Below are 17,881 nucleotides of genomic sequence, written 5' to 3'. Positions count from 1 at the left end.
CTAAAAAATACACTAAATAGGTAGGTTTTAATACTTTTTCAAGCTGCTGTTAGTTGCCCCTGATATTGGGCAACTAACAGACGTAATGGTTCAACTTGTTGTTGGGCTTTAGCTTGCAGTAATTCGTGTAAATAAAGACTAAAGTCATGGCTAGAAATCACGTTAGTCATACTCCCCTCGACAAACTGCTGTTAATACCGATTCAGAATAACGATCGATTTTTGGTTTAAAAAAAGCATATAAATCAGCAATTTCTTGTAATTGATGATGTTTAATCTGTACATAATATCCCTGTTTTAGCTCAACAACTAAGGCTTTTAAACAACACTCTTCAAGAAATTGTGCATACCAATCATCCGCAATTGCAGGAAAAAAATGCTCTGATACTACTAAAACAGGCAAAATACCAAATTGGCCACCATAACGACATAAATCACTTAAATCTGCTAATAACTCTGGGTCTGGCCATAGTTGACTCAACACCACTAATTGTAGCGGTTCTACTTGGGATTGCTGATTTATATAATCAAACCATGAGACATAATTTAATTGTTTTAAAATATCTTGACGCTGTTGGGCAAGTGCCTGCAAGTCAGCAATGTGTTTTTTAACGTGTTGTTTATGATATAAAACTTGTACAGGTAGTTGACTACTATAATGAAAAACTCGTTTTAAAGATGCTTCATACAATACTATTTGTAATTGCTGTCCACCAGTTTGTTGCCACAAACTTAATAATAACGTCTCTAAGAAACGGTGTGCTGTTTCATGCGTTTTATGAACACATTTTATAATAATCGGCTGTTGATAATTAGTAGGCCATAACAATGGCTGACCGGTATTTAGTTTGCCCAAACGCCAAAATAATGGTAATTGTTGTTTCTCAATAGGCTGATCTAAGGCCAAACTTTGTTTGGTAATCACAACGCCTCCTATACTAGGGACTATTGATGTTTTGCAGATAAGCAATAATCAAAACGCCAACAGCCCCTATTATTATTTAAGAAATACTGGCTTTTATTGCCGTAACTGCTTTAATCGTTCAGCAATCTTCCCCTCCAAACCACGCTCGGTTGGCCAGTAAAAAAGTTTATTTTTTAATTTATCAGGTAAAAATTGCTGACCAACAGCATGTCCATTTTCATCATGATCATAACGATAACTTGCACCAAAACCTAGTTCTTTCATCAATTTAGTCGGTGCATTACGCAAATGTATGGGTACTTCTAAAGAGCCTGTTTGCTCAATGACTTGTTTAACTTCTTTAAAGGCGCTATACACTGCATTACTTTTTGCACAACAGGCTAAATATACCGCAACATTGGCTAAAGCCAAATCACCCTCTGGACTCCCCAAACGCTCATACGTTTGCCATGCCTCAAGAGCTAATTGTTGTGCGCGCGGATCTGCCAAGCCTATATCTTCTATCGCCATGCGCAACAAACGTCGTGCTAAATAATCGCCATCTGCACCACCATCTAACATTCTGCTTAACCAGTACAAAGCGGCATCTGGATTAGAACCACGTACCGATTTATGCAAAGCCGAAATCTGCTCATAAAATTGATCGCCACCTTTATCAAAACGCCGTAAGCCCTTGCCTAAAAATAGTGTTAATACTTTGTCATCAGTGCCTTGTGCGCGAGATAACTCATAAGCAGTTTCTAATAATACTAAGGCTTTGCGAGCATCTCCATCGGCAAATTGAGCAATCGTCTTTAACCAATGGTTTGGTAAACTATCGGCTTGTGCGGCTAAACCACGTTGCTGATCGGTCAAGGCAACTTGCAAAATTTGTAACAAATCCTCTTCACTTAAGGGTTTTAATACCAATACTCTTAAGCGCGACAATAACGCAGCATTTAATTCAAAGGAAGGATTTTCAGTAGTTGCACCAATTAAAGTAATCGTGCCATCTTCGACATACGGTAATAAAGCATCTTGTTGACTTTTATTAAAACGATGGATTTCATCAATAAACAAAATTGTTCGTTTGGCCAATAATCCGCGTGAATGTTGTTGCGCTTCGCTGATCGCTTCACGTAACTCTTTCACACCTGCTAAAACGGCTGACAAAGCAATAAAATGAGCATCAACATACTTAGCAATTAACCGAGCTAAGGTGGTTTTGCCTACCCCTGCACTCCCCCAAAACACTAATGAAGGACACTGCCCTTGCGAAAGTAAAACACGTAAAGGTGCGCTGTCTGCTAACAAATGCTGCTGACCACAAACTTGATCTAAGTTTTGTGGTCGCATACGTTCTGCTAAGGGTTGGTACATTAAACTTTACCCCCTTAATTTTTAGGTCATTTAAGCATTTTTCGGCCATTAGCTTTTTCTTGGCACTCAGGATTACTACAAATACCATATAAATGCAAAGCATGACCTGTTAAGGTAAACCCTAATGATTCAGCAACTTTATGTTGCTGCGCTTCAATCAACTCATCATGAAACTCTAAAACTTTGCCGCAAGTCATACAAACGATATGATCATGATGTTCGTCTTTACTAATTTCAAATACCGAATGACCACCTTCAAAATGATGGCGTTCTACAATACCCGCCGACTCAAATTGAGTTAACACACGATACACTGTGGCCAAACCAACATCTTCACCTTGCTCTAATAAAGCTTTATAAACATCTTCAGCACTCAAATGATGTACAGGTGAGTTTTCTAATAGCTCTAAAATTTTTATACGGGGCAAAGTCACCTTTAGACCTGCTTTGCGTAAATCTTGATTACTAAATGTCATGACTGAGCCTCTTTGGTGCTAAAAAACAACAGATTTCTTAAAAGAAAATAGTGTAGGATTATCAACGAATAAAAAGCGATGAACAAGAGAGGAAAACTTTTCGTGAGCGCAAAACTGTATCTAATTGCTTTAGTGCCTAGTTTAATCTTATTACCAGCCTGTAGCACCTTAAATAACCTGAAAAACTCCCTCACGGTTTACAAAATCGACTTACCACAAGGCAATCCGATTACACAGGATATGGCCAACAAACTGAAAATTGGTATGACTCCATCCCAAGTGCGTTATGTGTTAGGCAGTCCAATGGTCACAGATACTTTTAATGCTAATCGCTGGGATTATGTTTATCGTTTTACAGCTGGCACTTATGCTAAAGCAGCAGGTATCAATTCCGTGACAACACCACACCTTAGTTTACGCTTTGATAACGGCAAACTCAGTGAAATTAAGGGCATTGACACTCTACCCACAGAAGCACCAGCCAATATTTTAAGTAAAGATGGTGGATTAAGAGCTGAACCATTAAATTAGGTTTTAACTTAGGACTTGGGCGATATCAAACAGTTGAACGTAAGTACACGACTATAGCCTAAGCTACAGTTGTAGTTTAGCCGCTCTTGCTTTACGTGCTTCTTTTGGGTCAACTAATAGTGGACGATAAATTTCTATACGATCACCTTGTTGCACCAAACGTGTTTTGGGTGATTTTTCTATTTTACTAAACACACCTACTGAGAGAGTGTCTAAATTAATTTCAGGAAAATAACTGGCTATTTTTGACAAGAGTATCGCCTCAAACAAAGTTGTTTGTGGTGATACTTGTAAAGAAATGATTTTTTGCTGTTGAGGTAACGCATAGGCTACCTCAACGGTCAATAATTTTTCGGTCATATAAACAAACTAAGTAATAACCATAGGCTTGTTAATGGTACAACTAAACGTATCGCAACACGCCATAGATTATAAATACCTTCATGGCTAAAGTTGAGCGCTTTACGTACATGACTAATTTTCATGATCCATCCAACAAAGACACAGTATAAAATCATCGTTAATAAACTTAAACTTTGTAAGACCGTGTCAAATATTTGATATTCAGCTAAGTAACAAGCAACTATGCCTAATAATAGCACGCCACCAAAAGCAATAGGTTTTTGAATACTTTTCAGTTGCAATTGAGCCGCAATAACGTCAGCCAAAATTGCCACAGCAAATACTGCACAAAACATATAACTAGCAACATACAATTGGCCTGATGTATGACCAATCGTTAACACCAACAAACCAATAACTGTTTGCGTTAACCACAATGGTAATACTGAACGTGAGGCGTGTGTACTTTGTGGTTGAACTAAAATCAGCCACGCATAGACGCCTAAGGTCAGTACCGATGTTAATAAGGTTGCCATTGCTACCATTTGCCATTGTTCAACAGTTAATAACTGAATTTGAAAGTTATATTTTGCAGATAATCCATTCACAATTAACGCAATTGGTACTAAAACACCGACATATTTTAACAATCGACGCATACCTACCCATGCAAAACCAATGGCAAAAAAGATGAGTAAATACGAGATACTTTCTTTTAAAACAGCTTGTTGCGCCCATGAAGCAATATATTGTTTAGGATACTGAGCGGTATAACCAATTAATAAAATTAACACTAAACCTGCTAACCAAGGCAGTAAACGCCATGTAGTTTTAGCATCCGCATCACGTGTCATGGGGACTAAAGCTTGTAATGGCAATTGTTGGGTACGACGCACTATTGCTGCTTCAATAAAGGTTAATGGCAAAGCAATGATGGTCATAAATAATAGCCATACAGGCATAAAACTTAAATGGAGTGCATGACCTGCTAAACCAGTAGCATGCAATAAACTAATCGTAATCAGTGACACTGCACTGATTGCTGATAAAGATTGATTCATAAAAAAATTAACTCAATTCAACGGGTTGTAAGCAGAAAGAAACTTCTTGCAAAAAGTTTTCTTGATGCTTTAATTCCTCTAATTGATGCTGGATTTCTATGAGACGAGTATCTCTTGTTGCATCAATCATTTGTAAATGATCCAAATGTTTTAATTGTTCTTCAATGCGCTTTTTGGCTTCTAGTGTTTGCTGCATCAATGGTACTAAAACTTGTTTACACCAACGCACTGCTTCCTCACGTGCTTTTTCATACACAGATTTTGCTTCGCGTGCCAAGGTATCAAAAAAATGATCAAAAACTTGCTCTTGATTAGCCAATAAAGAACCAAAACGATTTTTATAAGGAGCCGCTTGTTTTTCTAATTCAGTAAACTCAGAAATATATTGTTCAATATCAATCAATGGTACTTGTGCAGGATGCTGTTGAAATTCTTGGGCATAACGTTGATAAATTTTACTTGCTGTTTGAGTAGCATTATCCATTTCATCTCGTAAGCGACGTAAATCTAATTTTAAGCTCTGAAAAAATACACCTATTGCAGCTGCGGCACCAAATGCAACAGACCCCGTTACTGACTCTTTAGCACGGGTAAAATGTGAATCTAATCGCTCATTGCCCACTAATTCATTGACTCGCCCCCAATGCTGCTCCAATGCGCCCTTTCCTTCTTGCAACAAGACTAAACGTTGATTATGCTTTTCTTGCTCTTTGCGCACTAGACGAGTTAAACCAACAAGTTCAACCTCAACATCTTTTTCATTACGATTAAATAAATCAAACTCTTTTTGTAGTGCATCGCGCTTTTCTGTCAGAGTATGCAAGCTATTGTCCACTATTTCTATGACTTCTTTAAGAGTCACATTTTTTAGGGCTTTTTGCCGAGCAGATACAACAGACGTTGCTAAAGCTTCCTCTAATAATGATAAGCGACTACTGTCATATAACTGAGGATTATTATTCACAAAGGAGCGCGCGCCTTGACGCGCACTGATGGGTAAAACATTATTCATTGGCAAATGTAATTGTTGTGCAGAAAAGCGCACTAACCTATTTAAAGCCTCTTGAACATCTATTGGATATAAAGAATCTTCGTCTTCTAATAAATCAATCTTGTTAATAACTGCATATAGTGCGGTGTTACTACGCGCCGCTAAATCTTTAACATGATTATTCCAAATTGAAAAGTCACTAGCTGTTACACCACAATCTGCCGATAACACAAACAACAACGCATGAGCTTCAGGCAAAAAACTTAAGGTTAATTCAGGCTCTAAACCCAAGGCATTTAAACCTGGTGTATCAATGATTGATAATCCCATTCTTAATAATGGATGATCAATATTAATTAAAGCATGACGCCATGCAGGAATATGGACATATCCCGCTTTTTTGGATGATGATTCTAAAAATTGAATTTCAAAACCCAAACTCTCAGCAGCTTGGATAGTGACTTCTCTGGTTTTTGCCACTTCTTCAAAAGCACGTTGAATGGATTGGGTATTGCTTAAATCCAAATCTAAATGCGCCCAATGTTCTAGCTGACGACGATAAGAAGCCAAGGGGGTCGCACTACTACGTGTTTGAATGGGTAATAATTTAATATAAGGCCCATTAGCTTGAGGATCATAAAACACCTCAGTTGGACACATTGTTGTGCGTCCAATTCGGGTTGGAAACAAGCGCATTTTATAATGACGACCTAAAATCGCATTAATTAACTCAGTTTTACCACGCGAAAACTCTCCAACAAAAGCAAGTAAGATACGATCAGTCGTAAAGGCACGTAATGCCCGAGCCAAACGATCATCTAAATCAACTGAACTCAAGCCTTGCTCATGTAACCATAAACGATAACGTTTAATTTCATTGGCAATCGACAGCTTCCATGCGCTAAATGCTTGTATTCCTGTGAGGAGCTTATCCCCTGTTCGCACCACCTGAGTCACCGATGAACTCCTTGCAATTTTTTATAATCAGAGTAGGAAGAGTAGTGGCATTTTTTATCAATATTCGTTTTTGCCGACTGGTCTCACCGCTTAACAATACAACAGACTGTCGTCTCACTGCAAAAATTTCTGCAAAAAAAGCGCATAACGCATCATTCGCTTTACCATCAACAGGAGGGGCTTGCAAACGCACTTTCAGTGCATCTCCATGTACCCCTATAATTTCTGTTTTTTTAGCATTGGGCTGAATATGTAATGTTAATACATAACCTTCTTTTTGTTGAGTGATAACACTCATTACAAAACGCCCATTTTTGCTAGCGTTTGCACAAAATGACCTAGAACGATTTGAATTATCTGTATCGCTAAAAATGCAACGATGGGTGATAAATCTAAACCACCCATAGGTGGCAATAAACGTCTAAAAGGTGCCAACGCTGGCTCTGCTAATTGTGCAATTAACGCACCAAATGGCGAATGACCAGGACTAATCCAACTTAAAACCACACTAATTAATAACAACCAAAAATAAAACTCAGTTGCCAAATACAATAATTGAATCACTGCGCCCAATAACAAAGGAAAAATAGGCAAAGTCCCTAATCCTTTCAGCAAAGCAATCAGATTCATGCTGACCAGTTGCAATAAAAAAATGAATCCTAATGCGCCTAAATGCCACCCTTTATAAACGGGAATCACCTGTTGGATGGGATTGAGTACAGGTGAAGTCACACGAATAATCCATTGCGAAATTGGATTATAAAAATCTGCGCGTACTAACTGCAACAGAAAGCGCAACCAAAAAACACTAATGGCCAAGCTAAAGACGGTACGAATCAGTAAATCTGCTATTTGTGCACCCATGTTTTACTCCTGCTGTCCCAATATCGTTGCTAATTCTTGACCACGGGCTGCACAAGCAGCTAAAGCCTGAGCAAAAATTTGCTGCATATTAGCTTCATCAAAAGTTGCAATGGCTCGCTCAGTTGTGCCACCTTTAGAGGTAACTCGTTTTCTTAGCTCAGCAGGAGGCTCATCAGAGGTGATAGCCATTTGTGCTGCACCTAATGCAGTTTGTAGGGTTAAGGCTCTTGCGGTTTTTTCGTCTAAACCCAATGCTTTACCCGCACTAATCATCGCTTCCATCACATAAAAGAAATATGCTGGCCCAGAACCCGATACTGCTGTAACGCTATCAATTAATGCTTCATCATCAACCCATAATGTCAAACCAACAGCACCTAATACTGTTTCTGTTTGTTGGCGTTGCTCAAAAGACACTAAAGGACTGGCATATAAGCCTGTTGCACCTGTCTGTACTAATGCAGGCGTATTAGGCATAGCACGAACTATACTTAAATCACCACCTAACCAACGACTCAAACTATCGACGTTAATGCCTGCCGCGATTGAAATAATCAGTGGCTTTTTTTGTTGAATAATCGTTGCTAAAGGTTTTAATACCTCAGCCATCACTTGCGGTTTAACTGATAAAATCACGATATCAGCACGTTCTATGACTTCTTCATTACGAGTTGTCGTAAACATGCCTTGGTCAGCAAAACGCTGTAACTGCGGCAAGTGCATATCTGCCAAAGCAATAGATTTGGGGTTTAAGCCTTTAGCTAATAATCCACCAACCAATGCAGAAGCCATATTACCTGCACCAATAAAACCTATCTTCATCGTCATTTATTTCCTAATTTAAAATTTAGGACAGCCGTTTACCAAAAATTGCTGTTCCCACTCGCACCATCGTTGATCCAGCCGCAATCGCTTGTTCCAAATCATCGGACATTCCCATTGATAGTGTATCAAACACTTGGGCAGATAAATTGGGAATTGTAGCGAGTAATTGCTGACGTAAATTAGCCAATTGCTCAAAAGCTTGATGGTTTCCCGCTTGTGGAATCACCATCAAACCGCGTAGAGATAAACGTGGCAATAATAAAATCTCTTTAACCAAAGATTCTACCTCATTTAATTGACAACCTGATTTACTCTGTTGATCATCAATATTAACCTGAAGACAAATATTTAAGGGTAATAAGTGATCAGGGCGTTGTTTAGATAATCGTTGGGCTATTTTTAGCCGATCAACACTATGCACCCATGCAAAACTTTCTGCCACTTCCAAGGTCTTATTACTTTGTAATGCACCAATTAAATGCCAAGTAATGTCTAAATCTGATAATTGCTGCATTTTTTCTAAGGCTTCTTGAACATAATTTTCACCAAAATGACATTGCCCTGCCTCAAAAGCTGCCCTAATCGTTGCGCAATCTTGTTTTTTACTAACGGCTAATAATTGCACTTCATCGGGATTTCGTCCTACTTTATCGCAAGCTTGATTGACTCGCTGAATAACTTGCTGCAATTGTTGAGAAATTTGTTGCATTCTGACACTATCTCATTCAAAGAATTACGTTACTATTAACTTATGATTCGTAAATAAAAACTCACATGCTCATTGCTATGCAATACGCCTGTTTTATATATAACAATATTGGAGCTAACAATGGATATTACCGAATTATTAGCCTTCTCCGCGAAAAATGGCGCATCTGACTTACATCTTTCTGCAGGCCTTCCACCAATGATTCGTGTTGATGGTGAAGTTCGCCGTATTAATTTGCCAGCGATGGAACATAAAGACGTGCATCGTTTGGTCTATGATATTATGAACGATAAACAACGTCGTGATTATGAAGAATTTTGGGAAACAGACTTTTCTTTCGAAATTCCGGGTGTTTCTCGTTTTCGTGTCAATGCTTTTAACCAAAACCGCGGTGCAGGTGCGGTTTTCCGAACCATTCCTTCCAAAATTTTGAGTATGGATGATTTGGGCATGGGAAAAGTTTTTAAAGATGTAAGCGACTTTCCTAGAGGTATTGTCTTAGTGACAGGTCCAACAGGTTCTGGTAAATCAACGACACTAGCAGCAATGATTGACTATATTAACAGTACTCGTTTTGATCACATTCTGACCGTTGAAGACCCTATTGAATTTGTTCATCAATCGAAAAAAAGCTTGATTAACCAACGCGAAGTTCACCGTGATACACGCGGCTTTAATGAAGCATTGCGTTCGGCACTACGTGAAGACCCTGACGTTATTTTGGTGGGTGAGATGCGTGACTTAGAAACCATTCGTTTGGCATTAACTGCTGCCGAAACAGGTCACTTAGTATTTGGTACATTACATACAACCTCTGCTGCTAAAACCATTGACCGTGTGGTTGACGTATTCCCTGCCGAAGAAAAAGACATGGTTCGTGCCATGTTATCCGAATCGCTACAAGCTGTTGTATCACAAACTTTATTGAAGAAAAATGGTGGTGGTCGTGTGGCTGCCCACGAAATTATGCTTGGCACACCTGCGATTCGTAACTTGATTCGTGAAAATAAAATTGCGCAAATGTACTCCGCGATTCAAACAGGTGGTGCAATGGGCATGCAAACGCTTGATCAATGTTTAAAAAATCTAGTTGGTAAAGGTCTCATTTCACCAGCAGTCGCTCGTTCTGCGGCTAAAATTCCTGAAAACTTCTAAGTGGAGAAACATAATGGAATTTGAAGATTTATTAAAACTGATGGTGGAAAAAGGTGGTTCTGACATGTTCATTACCGCTGGTGTGCCGCCATCAATTAAATTAAACGGAAAAATCGTTCCCATTACTAAAAGCCCTCTCTCTCCTGATATGGCTAGAGAAGTGGTGATGAGTATTATGAGCGAAGATCAACGTCTTGAGTTTCAACGAACTAAAGAGTGTAACTTTGCGATCTCTGCTCGTGGCATTGGTCGTTTTCGTGTCAGTGCTTATTATCAGCGTAACCTTGCTGGCATGGTATTACGCCGTATCGAAACCAAAATTCCCTCTGTAGATGATTTAAAACTGCCCGAAATCATTAAAGATTTAGCCATGACCAAACGTGGCATTATTATCTTTGTTGGCGCAACAGGTACTGGTAAATCCACGTCTTTAGCCGCGATGATTGGTCATCGTAATGCCAATAGCCGTGGACATATCATCACCATCGAAGACCCGATTGAGTTTTTACATACCCATCAAGGTTGTATTGTTAGTCAACGTGAAGTAGGTTTAGATACTGAATCCTTCGAAATTGCCTTAAAAAACACCTTGCGCCAAGCACCTGATGTCATTTTGATTGGCGAAATTCGTACCCGCGAGGTGATGGACTTTGCCATTGCCTTTGCTGAAACGGGCCATTTGGTATTAGCCACCTTACACGCCAACAATGCTAACCAAGCACTCGATCGTATTATTCACTTCTTTCCTGCCGATAGACATGGCCAATTGTTTATGGATTTATCCTTAAACCTCAGAGGGGTTGTTGCACAACAATTAGTCCCAACACCTGATGGTAAAGCTCGCCGTGCATGTATTGAAGTCTTGCTGAATACACCATTAATTAGTGATTATATCCGTAAAGGTGAAGTGCATTTGCTCAAAGAGTTAATGAAAAAATCACGTGAATTGGGGATGCAAACCTTCGACCAAGCGTTATACGATTTATATTCTTCTGGTGAAATTACTTATGAAGATGCATTAAAACATGCTGACTCACCAAATGATTTACGATTAATGATTAAACTTGGCAATAATAGCGATGCTCGCCATTTAGATCAGGCAACACGTAGTTTGAGTATTCAAGGCTCTGACGATCATTAACCTCAAGCTCCATAGCTGTTGACGTTTTCAAAACGCCAACAGCCCATACTTACTTGTCTTGCTGTTGTAATTTAGTCCAAATATCCTCTACTTGCTGATCTGTGGTTTGCATCATTAATACTTGTTGCTGACTGACTTTTTGAGTCGTTTTTAATTGCCGTACATAACGCCGACAATGACGACACACAGCCAAATGCAGGCGAAATTGTATCCGTTGCCATTTCGTCAACTCATCAGCCAAATAAGCATCTGCTTGCTCTACAAGCTCTCGACACCTCAACATAGCAGACCTTCCTCATGTTTGTTAATGACCGCTAATAATTTTAGTCTAGCCCTATGCAATAAAACGCGCACATTTGCTTCTGTTATCTGCAAATTTTCGGCAATTTCTTTAAACTCTAAATCAGACTGATCTCTTAATAACCAAACCAAACGTTGAGCCTCTGGTAGTTTATTAAGCTCTTGTTGCAATAAAGTCGCTAACTGTTGTCTTGCCAATATTTCTTCTGGTGTTTCTGCTTGCCAATGCGCCAAAGGATCATGCCAATGACCACTATCATCAAAACGCTCAGCAAGAGGCATCGTTTCTGCTAAAACTTGATCTAAAGATAAAGCAACACGGCTCTTTTCATAACGACAACGACCATAAGCTGCATTGACAGTAATACGTGTTAGCCATGTTTTTAAGCTAGCTCTACCCTCAAAATTGGGCAAAGCCTTAAATGCTTGCAACCATGCTTCTTGTACAACATCTTCAGCACCATCACCCACAATCGTCCGCGCAATACTTACCAAACGACTATGATGCTCTTGAATAAATTGTCGACAAGCAACAGCCTCTCGCTGAATCAGCTTTGTGATTAATATCTGTTGAGCTTGTTCCATTTGTTATTAAAACTCTAAAAAATATCATTGATGAGGATATAACAAGAAATAGCTACTCAGCCAGTTTAAATCGAATAAATTTACCTACAGCTCCAAGTCATTACTATTTAGATATTTTTAAGACAAGTTTGTTACATGACCTACCCAATAAAGATAGATTACGGCATGATTAGATGGTGATATTTTAAGGACGTGGATTATGCGTAAATTCTGTTATTTAGTCGCTTTAATGTTTGCATCTACTACATTTGCTGCAGATATTTCCTTGACAATGCATGCAGAAAAAGAAGTACCAGTTACTATTCAAGGTTCTGTTGTACCAATGCTTAAACCTGTCCGTAAAGTCAATGTTGGTGACACACTAGTTATTACCTTACGTTATAAAAACAACGAAAATCAAGAAGCTTATAACGTCAATATTGATAATCCCATTCCTGTGGGTACACGTTTTATATCGGGTTCAGGAGCGGGTAAAGGTGCCGTTTTTTATGTCTCTTATGATAATGGCGAATCCTATGAAGAAGATATCCGTGTACATAACAAGCCTGTCACCCATGTACGCTGGAGCTTTGAAAATTTAGCGGCTAATGCCGAAGGAGAAGTCAGCTTTAATCTAAAAATAGAAAAAGCTGACCACCAATTAATGCGTTAATTATCTAAAGTCACACTAAATCGCACTTGTCCTTGCTGACTAGGTGCTAAAGTACCTGTCATGTTCCACTGAATTTGTGGTGCACTGATATTAGGCACACACAAAGTTAAATTAGCTGGTAAAGGCATCACACAACTTGCGACAGGACTGTGCGTAAAAGCTGGCACACTGTCATTAATCACAATATTGCTTAAGTTATCGGTACCATTATTACTATAAGTGATTGTGTAGGTGATTGTTTCACCAGGTAATGCAGTTGCTTTATCAACCGCTTTATGTAGAAACAAAGTATTTGTTCCACCTACGCCAACCGTAGTGGTATCTGTGCGCGTTAACACTTCAGTTACGGTCGGTGTTAGCACATCATAAATAAAGCTTGAACTGACAGTGACAACATTAAATGCGCCTTGTGTGGCATTGGCAGGCACAAACTGCTTCACAATCAAACAAATAGTATCATTTGCAGCAACGGTATAATTTCCTGAAACTAATGGCTCACCTGCATCCAAAAGAGCATCACAATCGGTATCTCGATACAAGACTTCTGACCACAATAAAGTATTAGGACTAGCCGCTGAACTAATACTAAACGATACTACACCATCTGTACCTGCAAAAAATTGATGAGCGTAAGTCACTGTTGTATTAGGTTGCGTTTGTTGATTGCCGTCTGTGTATAAAGCAGTTCTAGCCACATCAGCAAAATTTACTCCCGTATAGGTCACACCATCTGTATAGCTAAATTGTGTTCTATCTAAACTGATATTATAACTACCACCTGTTGTGCCTGCACTCCCCCCTGTGTTGCGATAACCTGATAAATTTTGCTCAACAACACATAAGGTTGCACCTGTAGCTAATGCGGCAGGAACAATTAACTGATAATCACCTGTACCGTTAGTTTGAGTTACCGCGTATTCTGTACCTGCACAATTGGTCAATCTTACTAATACATTAGCAATACCCACTTCGCTACCATTTTGTAGGCCGTCATTGGGAGTGCCTGTGCCTAAGCCATTATCTGCAAATACTCGTCCACGAACAATACCATCTAATACAGTGACATCGGCTGTATCAGTGTTATCGCTAGTGTTTGGGTCGGGTGTAGAAGCTGTTACCGTGGCACTATTGCTTTGTATGCCCCCTACAGTTGCAATTGCGACTAATGTTACTTGAGCCGTTCTAGCATAAGGGACTAATCCTAAATTACAGGTGACTACCCCTGCACTATGGCTACATGTTCCTTGAGAAGCGGTATAAGAATCAAAAACAACTCCAGTAGGTAAGGTATCGGTAATCACCGTGTTAGAGGCATTCACTGGGCCATTATTGGTGACTTTTAGATAATAAAAGACCGCATTACCTGCAATAACAGGATCAGGAGTCGCTAATTTGCTAAATGCTAAATCTGCACCTAGTTGTACAGTCGTGTTTTCAGAAACACTGTTATTAGCTAAATTACTATCGTTTTCTGTGGCAATCACACTGACTGAATTAGTATCTGTACCAATCACAGGAGCACTCATATCAATCGTGATGGTTGCTGAGCTTCCAGCCTCCAAATTACCTAAATTACAGGTCATTACATTAGCAACTGGTGCACCACAACTACCTTGAGAGGGGGTCGCATTTTGATACGTTAAATAAGTAAAAGGCAAATTCTCAGTCACTACAACATTGGTTGCTACGGAAGGCCCTTGATTACTTACAGTCACTAGATAAGTCGCTGTGCCAAATTGGGCAACAGGGTCTTGGACATCAACTTTGTTAACCAATAAATCAATTGACGCAGGGGTCAAGGTGACGCTTACGCTAGAAGTATTATTAGCAGGCACTCTATCGGTAATATCGCTGCTTACCGTTGCCGTATTAACAATTGGTGAAGCAGCTGTACTAGTTGGCCGAATAACTATAGTAACTGCTTGTGATGCGCCGTTATTAAAACTTGCCCATGTACACTGTATTTGCCCAGCACTCGGAGTGTTCTGTACACAGATACCTCCGCCTGTTGCTGACACAGAGCGTACATCGACATTAGCAGGCAAGGTATCGACCATAACCACATTTGTTGCGGTATTAGGACCATTATTTCGCGTTGTAATGGTGTAGCTCAAATCTTGACCTATTGCGACTGAGGCTCTAGAAGCCACTTTACTGACTTGCAAATCAGCCGAAGGTAACACGTCTATAGGCACAGTACTGCTATTGTCACTTAAATCTGGGTCGGCAACGGTAGCGGTGGGTTGAAAGTTAATCGTGGCGGTATTATTACGTGCTAAACCCACTGTACGTGGCGTAACAGTAACATTAAACGAGGTTGAAGCACCCACAGCAAGTCCATTTTGATAAGTACAGACAAAAGGATCAGCACCACCTGTTCCAGACGTTGTACACGTCCAACCATTTGCTGCACCTGTGTTAGAAATATGCGTTGCATCTGGATTAGGACGCATATCATCAATGAGCTGAATCTCTCCTGTCGCTCCTGCGGGGACAGGATTACTGCCATTATTAGTGATGGTAAAGGTATAAGTATAAGTATCACCAAAATACACAGATGGCGTTGAAACCGTTTTAGTAATTGCCAAATTAGCATCTGTTAAAACAGTAGTCGTTTCGCTAGCCGAATCATTACTACTAACAGGATCATTAGCGATTATCACTGTTGCATTATTAGTCACAGAACTACCAGAATCCGCTCGTAAGACAATATTAATATCATCTGTTTCATTGACTCTAAAACGAAGATTAGTATTACTGTCATTGACTGTACGGGTACAAGTAATCGTTGTTGGGCCAGCTAAGCCTCCTGGAGGAATAGGTGTACACGTCCACAATTCACTTGCATTCACAGGCGTTACAGACATCACTGTTGCATTACTAGGAATATAATCATTGATAGTAATCACCCGCCCTGTTGGTGCATGACTTGGCCCACGGTTCAAAATCCGTAAGCGATATGTCACATTACCCGTCATCGCAACAGGATCTGGGCCATAACCTGCTACACTACTATCTATTTTAGTAATACTTGCATCTTGATAAACACCTGGCCCGCCACCTGTACTAAAAATATCAATAACATCCTCAGAATGATTATTGACCATATTTGGATCAGATAAAGGCGAAGCAATATCCACAACATTCGTTTTAGTACCTGTGCTTGTTGAGCTAGCTCTAAGGACGAGTACACCACTTGAAACAGCCAGACCATTACGAGTACAAGTAAATGTTCCAGTAATCGGTGGTGTTGGACATGTCCAACCAGCTGGTGTTGGTATAGAATCAATCTGAATGCCAGCAGGCAATTGCTCAGTAATCGTCACTGTGGTTCCCGTTGGAATCGCACCAGGCCCTAAATTCCAAAAAGATAATCGATAATCAAATGACGTTCCCAATAACAAGGTATCAACATTAGTAGTACTGCCTGCAAAAGTACTTGCTTTGGTTATTTGCAAATCAGAAGAGGCATTTACCGTACGAGTAATAGATGATGTATTGTTACCAGATACGGGATCTGTTAAGCCCACTAATCCCACAGTTGCCGCATTGGTGATATTTCCTGCTGATTGCGGCTGATAATTAAAAGTAATATTGGCTAAATTTAGAGTAGTCGTTAAGGTATTTGTAAAAGGACTCGTTGATGTACACACCAAAGTAACGGGATTAGCAACACTCACCGTAAAGGGTACAGCAACAGGTGTTGTCAGTGCTGGTGGGACAAAATAGCCACATGACCACGTTCCAGAAGCTAGCGGCACTATCGTGGGATTTGTTGTTACCGTAATAGTATTTGGCAAAGGATCTGTAATGCGTACCGTTGCGCCTGTGGTATCACCAACAACCAAACGTGGTTGTACTGTATATGTATAAGTTTGCCCTGCTCCCAATGGACTATTAGCACTATTACTTTTACTGATTGTTAAATCTGCAGCTTGATTAATGGTTGTCGGCTGCGTAATTGTATTATTGGACGTATTATTGTCAGCCATTGTTGAGCTAACAGTTGCTTGATTTACCAGTGTACCTGTACTTGTTGATAGCACAGGAACCGTAATCGTATTCGTATTCGTATTTACTGCTAATGCACCAGTACGAGTACAAGTGACATTAACAGGTCCATTTTGCGGAAAACTTGAGCCTCCTGAACTAGAACAAGTCCAACCTGTTCCTGAGGGTAATGACACTAAACGCATCCCCCAAGGGAATATTATCAACAACGGTAATAACATCTGTGCTACTAAGAGCCTGAGGGCCATTATTGCGTGGTGTTAAAATATAGTTATAACTTTGGCCTTGTACGACAGGGTCTGCACTGTCTGTTTTAGTAATGCTCATATTAGCACTAATAGTGACTGTTGTTGCATCAATATCACTGTCATTCGTAGCATTGCTGTCAGGCTCGTTTCGTGTGGCTGTTGCGGTATTATTAATCGTACCTGCGGTATTTGGAACGGTAACCACAATGGTGACTGTTGCCCTTTCGCCATTCACTAAATCGCCTATATTACACGTCGTAGTAGTTGTCCCTGAACAGGTTCCTTTTGTGGTTGTCCGAGAAACAAAGGTTGTACCTGCTGGAATAGTATCGGTTAAGACCACACCAGTCGCATCGTCAGGGCCATTATTAGTTACTGCTATGGTATAAGTTAATAATCCGCCTGCGGCAATAGGGTCTGGGCTATCACTTTGGTTAACGACAATATCGACTAATGCCGCATAAGCCTGCTGTGCCATCATCACACAAGCCAACAACAATAGTTTTGCTGCCCACGCTAATACCTTATTCACGATATACTCGCTTGCTTAGCCTTAACCAAACTAACTTTACTGGCAAAGTATCTACCTCCTGTTTTGATACTTAACAAGTATCTCTGGAACAGGATAGGTTATTTTTTGGACTTTTTAGGTGCTTTTTCAAGCACTTTTTTAGATGTTGAACTACGTACAGCTTTCAATTTTTTCGCCTCTTTCGCTTTACGCATCTCTTCAACAACAATATCGCCTGT

Annotated in this window: 19 protein-coding genes; 4 read left to right on the top strand and 15 right to left on the bottom strand. The window is 39.8% G+C overall.

What is annotated here, in order from left to right:
• Window positions 1–38 precede the first annotated feature (38 nt).
• The 4 genes from Q0212_RS14710 to fur all read right to left on the bottom strand — a co-directional run bounded on the left by Q0212_RS14710 (window position 39) and on the right by fur (window position 2,759).
• On the bottom strand, window positions 39–170 hold the full coding sequence (locus Q0212_RS14710) for a hypothetical protein (RefSeq protein WP_297926890.1): 132 nt from the start codon (window positions 168–170) through the stop codon (window positions 39–41).
• Window positions 163–924 (bottom strand): hypothetical protein, encoded by a 762-nt coding sequence (locus tag Q0212_RS14705; protein WP_297926888.1) that lies wholly within the window; start codon window positions 922–924, stop codon window positions 163–165. The genes Q0212_RS14710 and Q0212_RS14705 overlap by 8 nt, the downstream gene beginning before the upstream one ends.
• Before the next feature lie 93 nt (window positions 925–1,017).
• Window positions 1,018–2,283 carry a replication-associated recombination protein A gene (locus tag Q0212_RS14700; RefSeq protein ID WP_297926886.1) on the bottom strand — a complete coding sequence of 422 codons (1,266 nt, stop codon included), beginning with the start codon at window positions 2,281–2,283 and terminating at the stop codon, window positions 1,018–1,020.
• Between the two features lie 26 nt (window positions 2,284–2,309).
• Window positions 2,310–2,759, bottom strand: a complete 450-nt coding sequence (gene fur / locus Q0212_RS14695) for a ferric iron uptake transcriptional regulator (protein WP_297926884.1) — start codon at window positions 2,757–2,759, stop codon at window positions 2,310–2,312.
• 102 nt (window positions 2,760–2,861) lie between these two features.
• Here fur and Q0212_RS14690 point away from each other — a divergent pair, with 102 nt between their 5' ends.
• Complete coding sequence (locus tag Q0212_RS14690; RefSeq protein WP_297926882.1) at window positions 2,862–3,290, top strand: outer membrane protein assembly factor BamE; 429 nt, start codon at window positions 2,862–2,864, stop codon at window positions 3,288–3,290.
• A 63-nt stretch (window positions 3,291–3,353) separates the two neighbouring features.
• Here Q0212_RS14690 and Q0212_RS14685 read toward each other — a convergent pair whose 3' ends face one another.
• From Q0212_RS14685 to Q0212_RS14655, 7 genes are read right to left on the bottom strand one after another with little or no spacing between them, the layout of a single operon-like run.
• Window positions 3,354–3,650: an RnfH family protein gene (locus Q0212_RS14685; RefSeq protein ID WP_297926880.1), complete on the bottom strand. Its 297-nt coding sequence runs from the start codon at window positions 3,648–3,650 to the stop codon at window positions 3,354–3,356.
• Complete coding sequence (locus Q0212_RS14680) at window positions 3,647–4,693, bottom strand: hypothetical protein (RefSeq protein WP_297926878.1); 1,047 nt, start codon at window positions 4,691–4,693, stop codon at window positions 3,647–3,649. The genes Q0212_RS14685 and Q0212_RS14680 overlap by 4 nt, the downstream gene beginning before the upstream one ends.
• Before the next feature lie 7 nt (window positions 4,694–4,700).
• Window positions 4,701–6,641 carry a dynamin family protein gene (locus Q0212_RS14675; protein WP_297926876.1) on the bottom strand — a complete coding sequence of 647 codons (1,941 nt, stop codon included), beginning with the start codon at window positions 6,639–6,641 and terminating at the stop codon, window positions 4,701–4,703.
• Window positions 6,613–6,939 carry a DUF167 family protein gene (locus Q0212_RS14670; protein ID WP_297926874.1) on the bottom strand — a complete coding sequence of 109 codons (327 nt, stop codon included), beginning with the start codon at window positions 6,937–6,939 and terminating at the stop codon, window positions 6,613–6,615. Before Q0212_RS14670 ends, Q0212_RS14675 begins: the two co-directional genes overlap by 29 nt.
• Window positions 6,939–7,505, bottom strand: coding sequence for a YggT family protein (locus Q0212_RS14665; protein WP_297926872.1), 567 nt, complete (start codon window positions 7,503–7,505; stop codon window positions 6,939–6,941). Before Q0212_RS14665 ends, Q0212_RS14670 begins: the two co-directional genes overlap by 1 nt.
• Window positions 7,506–7,508: 3 nt before the next feature.
• Window positions 7,509–8,333: a pyrroline-5-carboxylate reductase gene (gene proC, locus Q0212_RS14660; RefSeq protein ID WP_297926870.1), complete on the bottom strand. Its 825-nt coding sequence runs from the start codon at window positions 8,331–8,333 to the stop codon at window positions 7,509–7,511.
• Window positions 8,334–8,352: 19 nt separating this feature from the next.
• Window positions 8,353–9,039, bottom strand: a complete 687-nt coding sequence (locus Q0212_RS14655; RefSeq protein ID WP_297926868.1) for a YggS family pyridoxal phosphate-dependent enzyme — start codon at window positions 9,037–9,039, stop codon at window positions 8,353–8,355.
• A 120-nt stretch (window positions 9,040–9,159) separates the two neighbouring features.
• On the opposite strand from Q0212_RS14655, the gene Q0212_RS14650 reads away from it, so the two are divergent.
• Window positions 9,160–10,194: a type IV pilus twitching motility protein PilT gene (locus tag Q0212_RS14650; protein ID WP_297926866.1), complete on the top strand. Its 1,035-nt coding sequence runs from the start codon at window positions 9,160–9,162 to the stop codon at window positions 10,192–10,194.
• Window positions 10,195–10,207: 13 nt separating this feature from the next.
• Window positions 10,208–11,335, top strand: a complete 1,128-nt coding sequence (locus tag Q0212_RS14645) for a PilT/PilU family type 4a pilus ATPase (RefSeq protein WP_297926864.1) — start codon at window positions 10,208–10,210, stop codon at window positions 11,333–11,335.
• A gap of 49 nt (window positions 11,336–11,384) precedes the next feature.
• Here the strand turns inward: Q0212_RS14645 and Q0212_RS14640 are convergent, their stop codons facing one another.
• Window positions 11,385–11,618 (bottom strand): zf-HC2 domain-containing protein, encoded by a 234-nt coding sequence (locus tag Q0212_RS14640; protein WP_297926862.1) that lies wholly within the window; start codon window positions 11,616–11,618, stop codon window positions 11,385–11,387.
• Entirely contained in the window at window positions 11,612–12,220 is a 609-nt protein-coding gene (locus Q0212_RS14635; protein WP_297926860.1) for a sigma-70 family RNA polymerase sigma factor, read from the bottom strand. Before Q0212_RS14635 ends, Q0212_RS14640 begins: the two co-directional genes overlap by 7 nt.
• 199 nt (window positions 12,221–12,419) lie before the next feature.
• Here Q0212_RS14635 and Q0212_RS14630 point away from each other — a divergent pair, with 199 nt between their 5' ends.
• Window positions 12,420–12,872 (top strand): hypothetical protein, encoded by a 453-nt coding sequence (locus Q0212_RS14630; protein ID WP_297926858.1) that lies wholly within the window; start codon window positions 12,420–12,422, stop codon window positions 12,870–12,872.
• Here Q0212_RS14630 and Q0212_RS14625 read toward each other — a convergent pair.
• The gene (locus Q0212_RS14625) at window positions 12,869–17,059 is read right to left on the bottom strand and encodes a hypothetical protein (RefSeq protein ID WP_297926856.1); all 4,191 of its coding nucleotides are present in this window, start codon (window positions 17,057–17,059) and stop codon (window positions 12,869–12,871) included. The two genes, Q0212_RS14630 and Q0212_RS14625, sit on opposite strands and share 4 nt — an antisense overlap.
• A complete protein-coding gene (locus Q0212_RS14620; RefSeq protein ID WP_297926853.1) occupies window positions 17,022–17,663 on the bottom strand; it encodes a DUF11 domain-containing protein in 642 nt (213 codons plus the stop codon). Before Q0212_RS14620 ends, Q0212_RS14625 begins: the two co-directional genes overlap by 38 nt.
• Window positions 17,664–17,881: the final 218 nt, after the last annotated feature.

The organism is uncultured Agitococcus sp. (assembly GCF_937920075.1).
GTDB lineage: Bacteria > Pseudomonadota > Gammaproteobacteria > Pseudomonadales > Moraxellaceae > Agitococcus.
This window is presented reverse-complemented; position numbering and strand designations above follow the sequence as displayed.

What these genes read in the sequence shown, in the direction of transcription:
- Q0212_RS14710 (WP_297926890.1), bottom strand. Translation starts at nt 170, where the DNA reads ATGACTAACGTGATTTCTAGCCATGACTTTAGTCTTTATTTACACGAA.
- Q0212_RS14700 (WP_297926886.1), bottom strand. Translation starts at nt 2,283, where the DNA reads ATGTACCAACCCTTAGCAGAACGTATGCGACCACAAAACTTAGATCAA.
- fur (WP_297926884.1), bottom strand. Translation starts at nt 2,759, where the DNA reads ATGACATTTAGTAATCAAGATTTACGCAAAGCAGGTCTAAAGGTGACT.
- Q0212_RS14685 (WP_297926880.1), bottom strand. Translation starts at nt 3,650, where the DNA reads ATGACCGAAAAATTATTGACCGTTGAGGTAGCCTATGCGTTACCTCAA.
- Q0212_RS14680 (WP_297926878.1), bottom strand. Translation starts at nt 4,693, where the DNA reads ATGAATCAATCTTTATCAGCAATCAGTGCAGTGTCACTGATTACGATT.
- Q0212_RS14670 (WP_297926874.1), bottom strand. Translation starts at nt 6,939, where the DNA reads ATGAGTGTTATCACTCAACAAAAAGAAGGTTATGTATTAACATTACAT.
- Q0212_RS14665 (WP_297926872.1), bottom strand. Translation starts at nt 7,505, where the DNA reads ATGGGTGCACAAATAGCAGATTTACTGATTCGTACCGTCTTTAGCTTG.
- proC (WP_297926870.1), bottom strand. Translation starts at nt 8,333, where the DNA reads ATGACGATGAAGATAGGTTTTATTGGTGCAGGTAATATGGCTTCTGCA.
- Q0212_RS14655 (WP_297926868.1), bottom strand. Translation starts at nt 9,039, where the DNA reads ATGCAACAAATTTCTCAACAATTGCAGCAAGTTATTCAGCGAGTCAAT.
- Q0212_RS14650 (WP_297926866.1), top strand. Translation starts at nt 9,160, where the DNA reads ATGGATATTACCGAATTATTAGCCTTCTCCGCGAAAAATGGCGCATCT.
- Q0212_RS14645 (WP_297926864.1), top strand. Translation starts at nt 10,208, where the DNA reads ATGGAATTTGAAGATTTATTAAAACTGATGGTGGAAAAAGGTGGTTCT.
- Q0212_RS14640 (WP_297926862.1), bottom strand. Translation starts at nt 11,618, where the DNA reads ATGTTGAGGTGTCGAGAGCTTGTAGAGCAAGCAGATGCTTATTTGGCT.
- Q0212_RS14635 (WP_297926860.1), bottom strand. Translation starts at nt 12,220, where the DNA reads ATGGAACAAGCTCAACAGATATTAATCACAAAGCTGATTCAGCGAGAG.
- Q0212_RS14630 (WP_297926858.1), top strand. Translation starts at nt 12,420, where the DNA reads ATGCGTAAATTCTGTTATTTAGTCGCTTTAATGTTTGCATCTACTACA.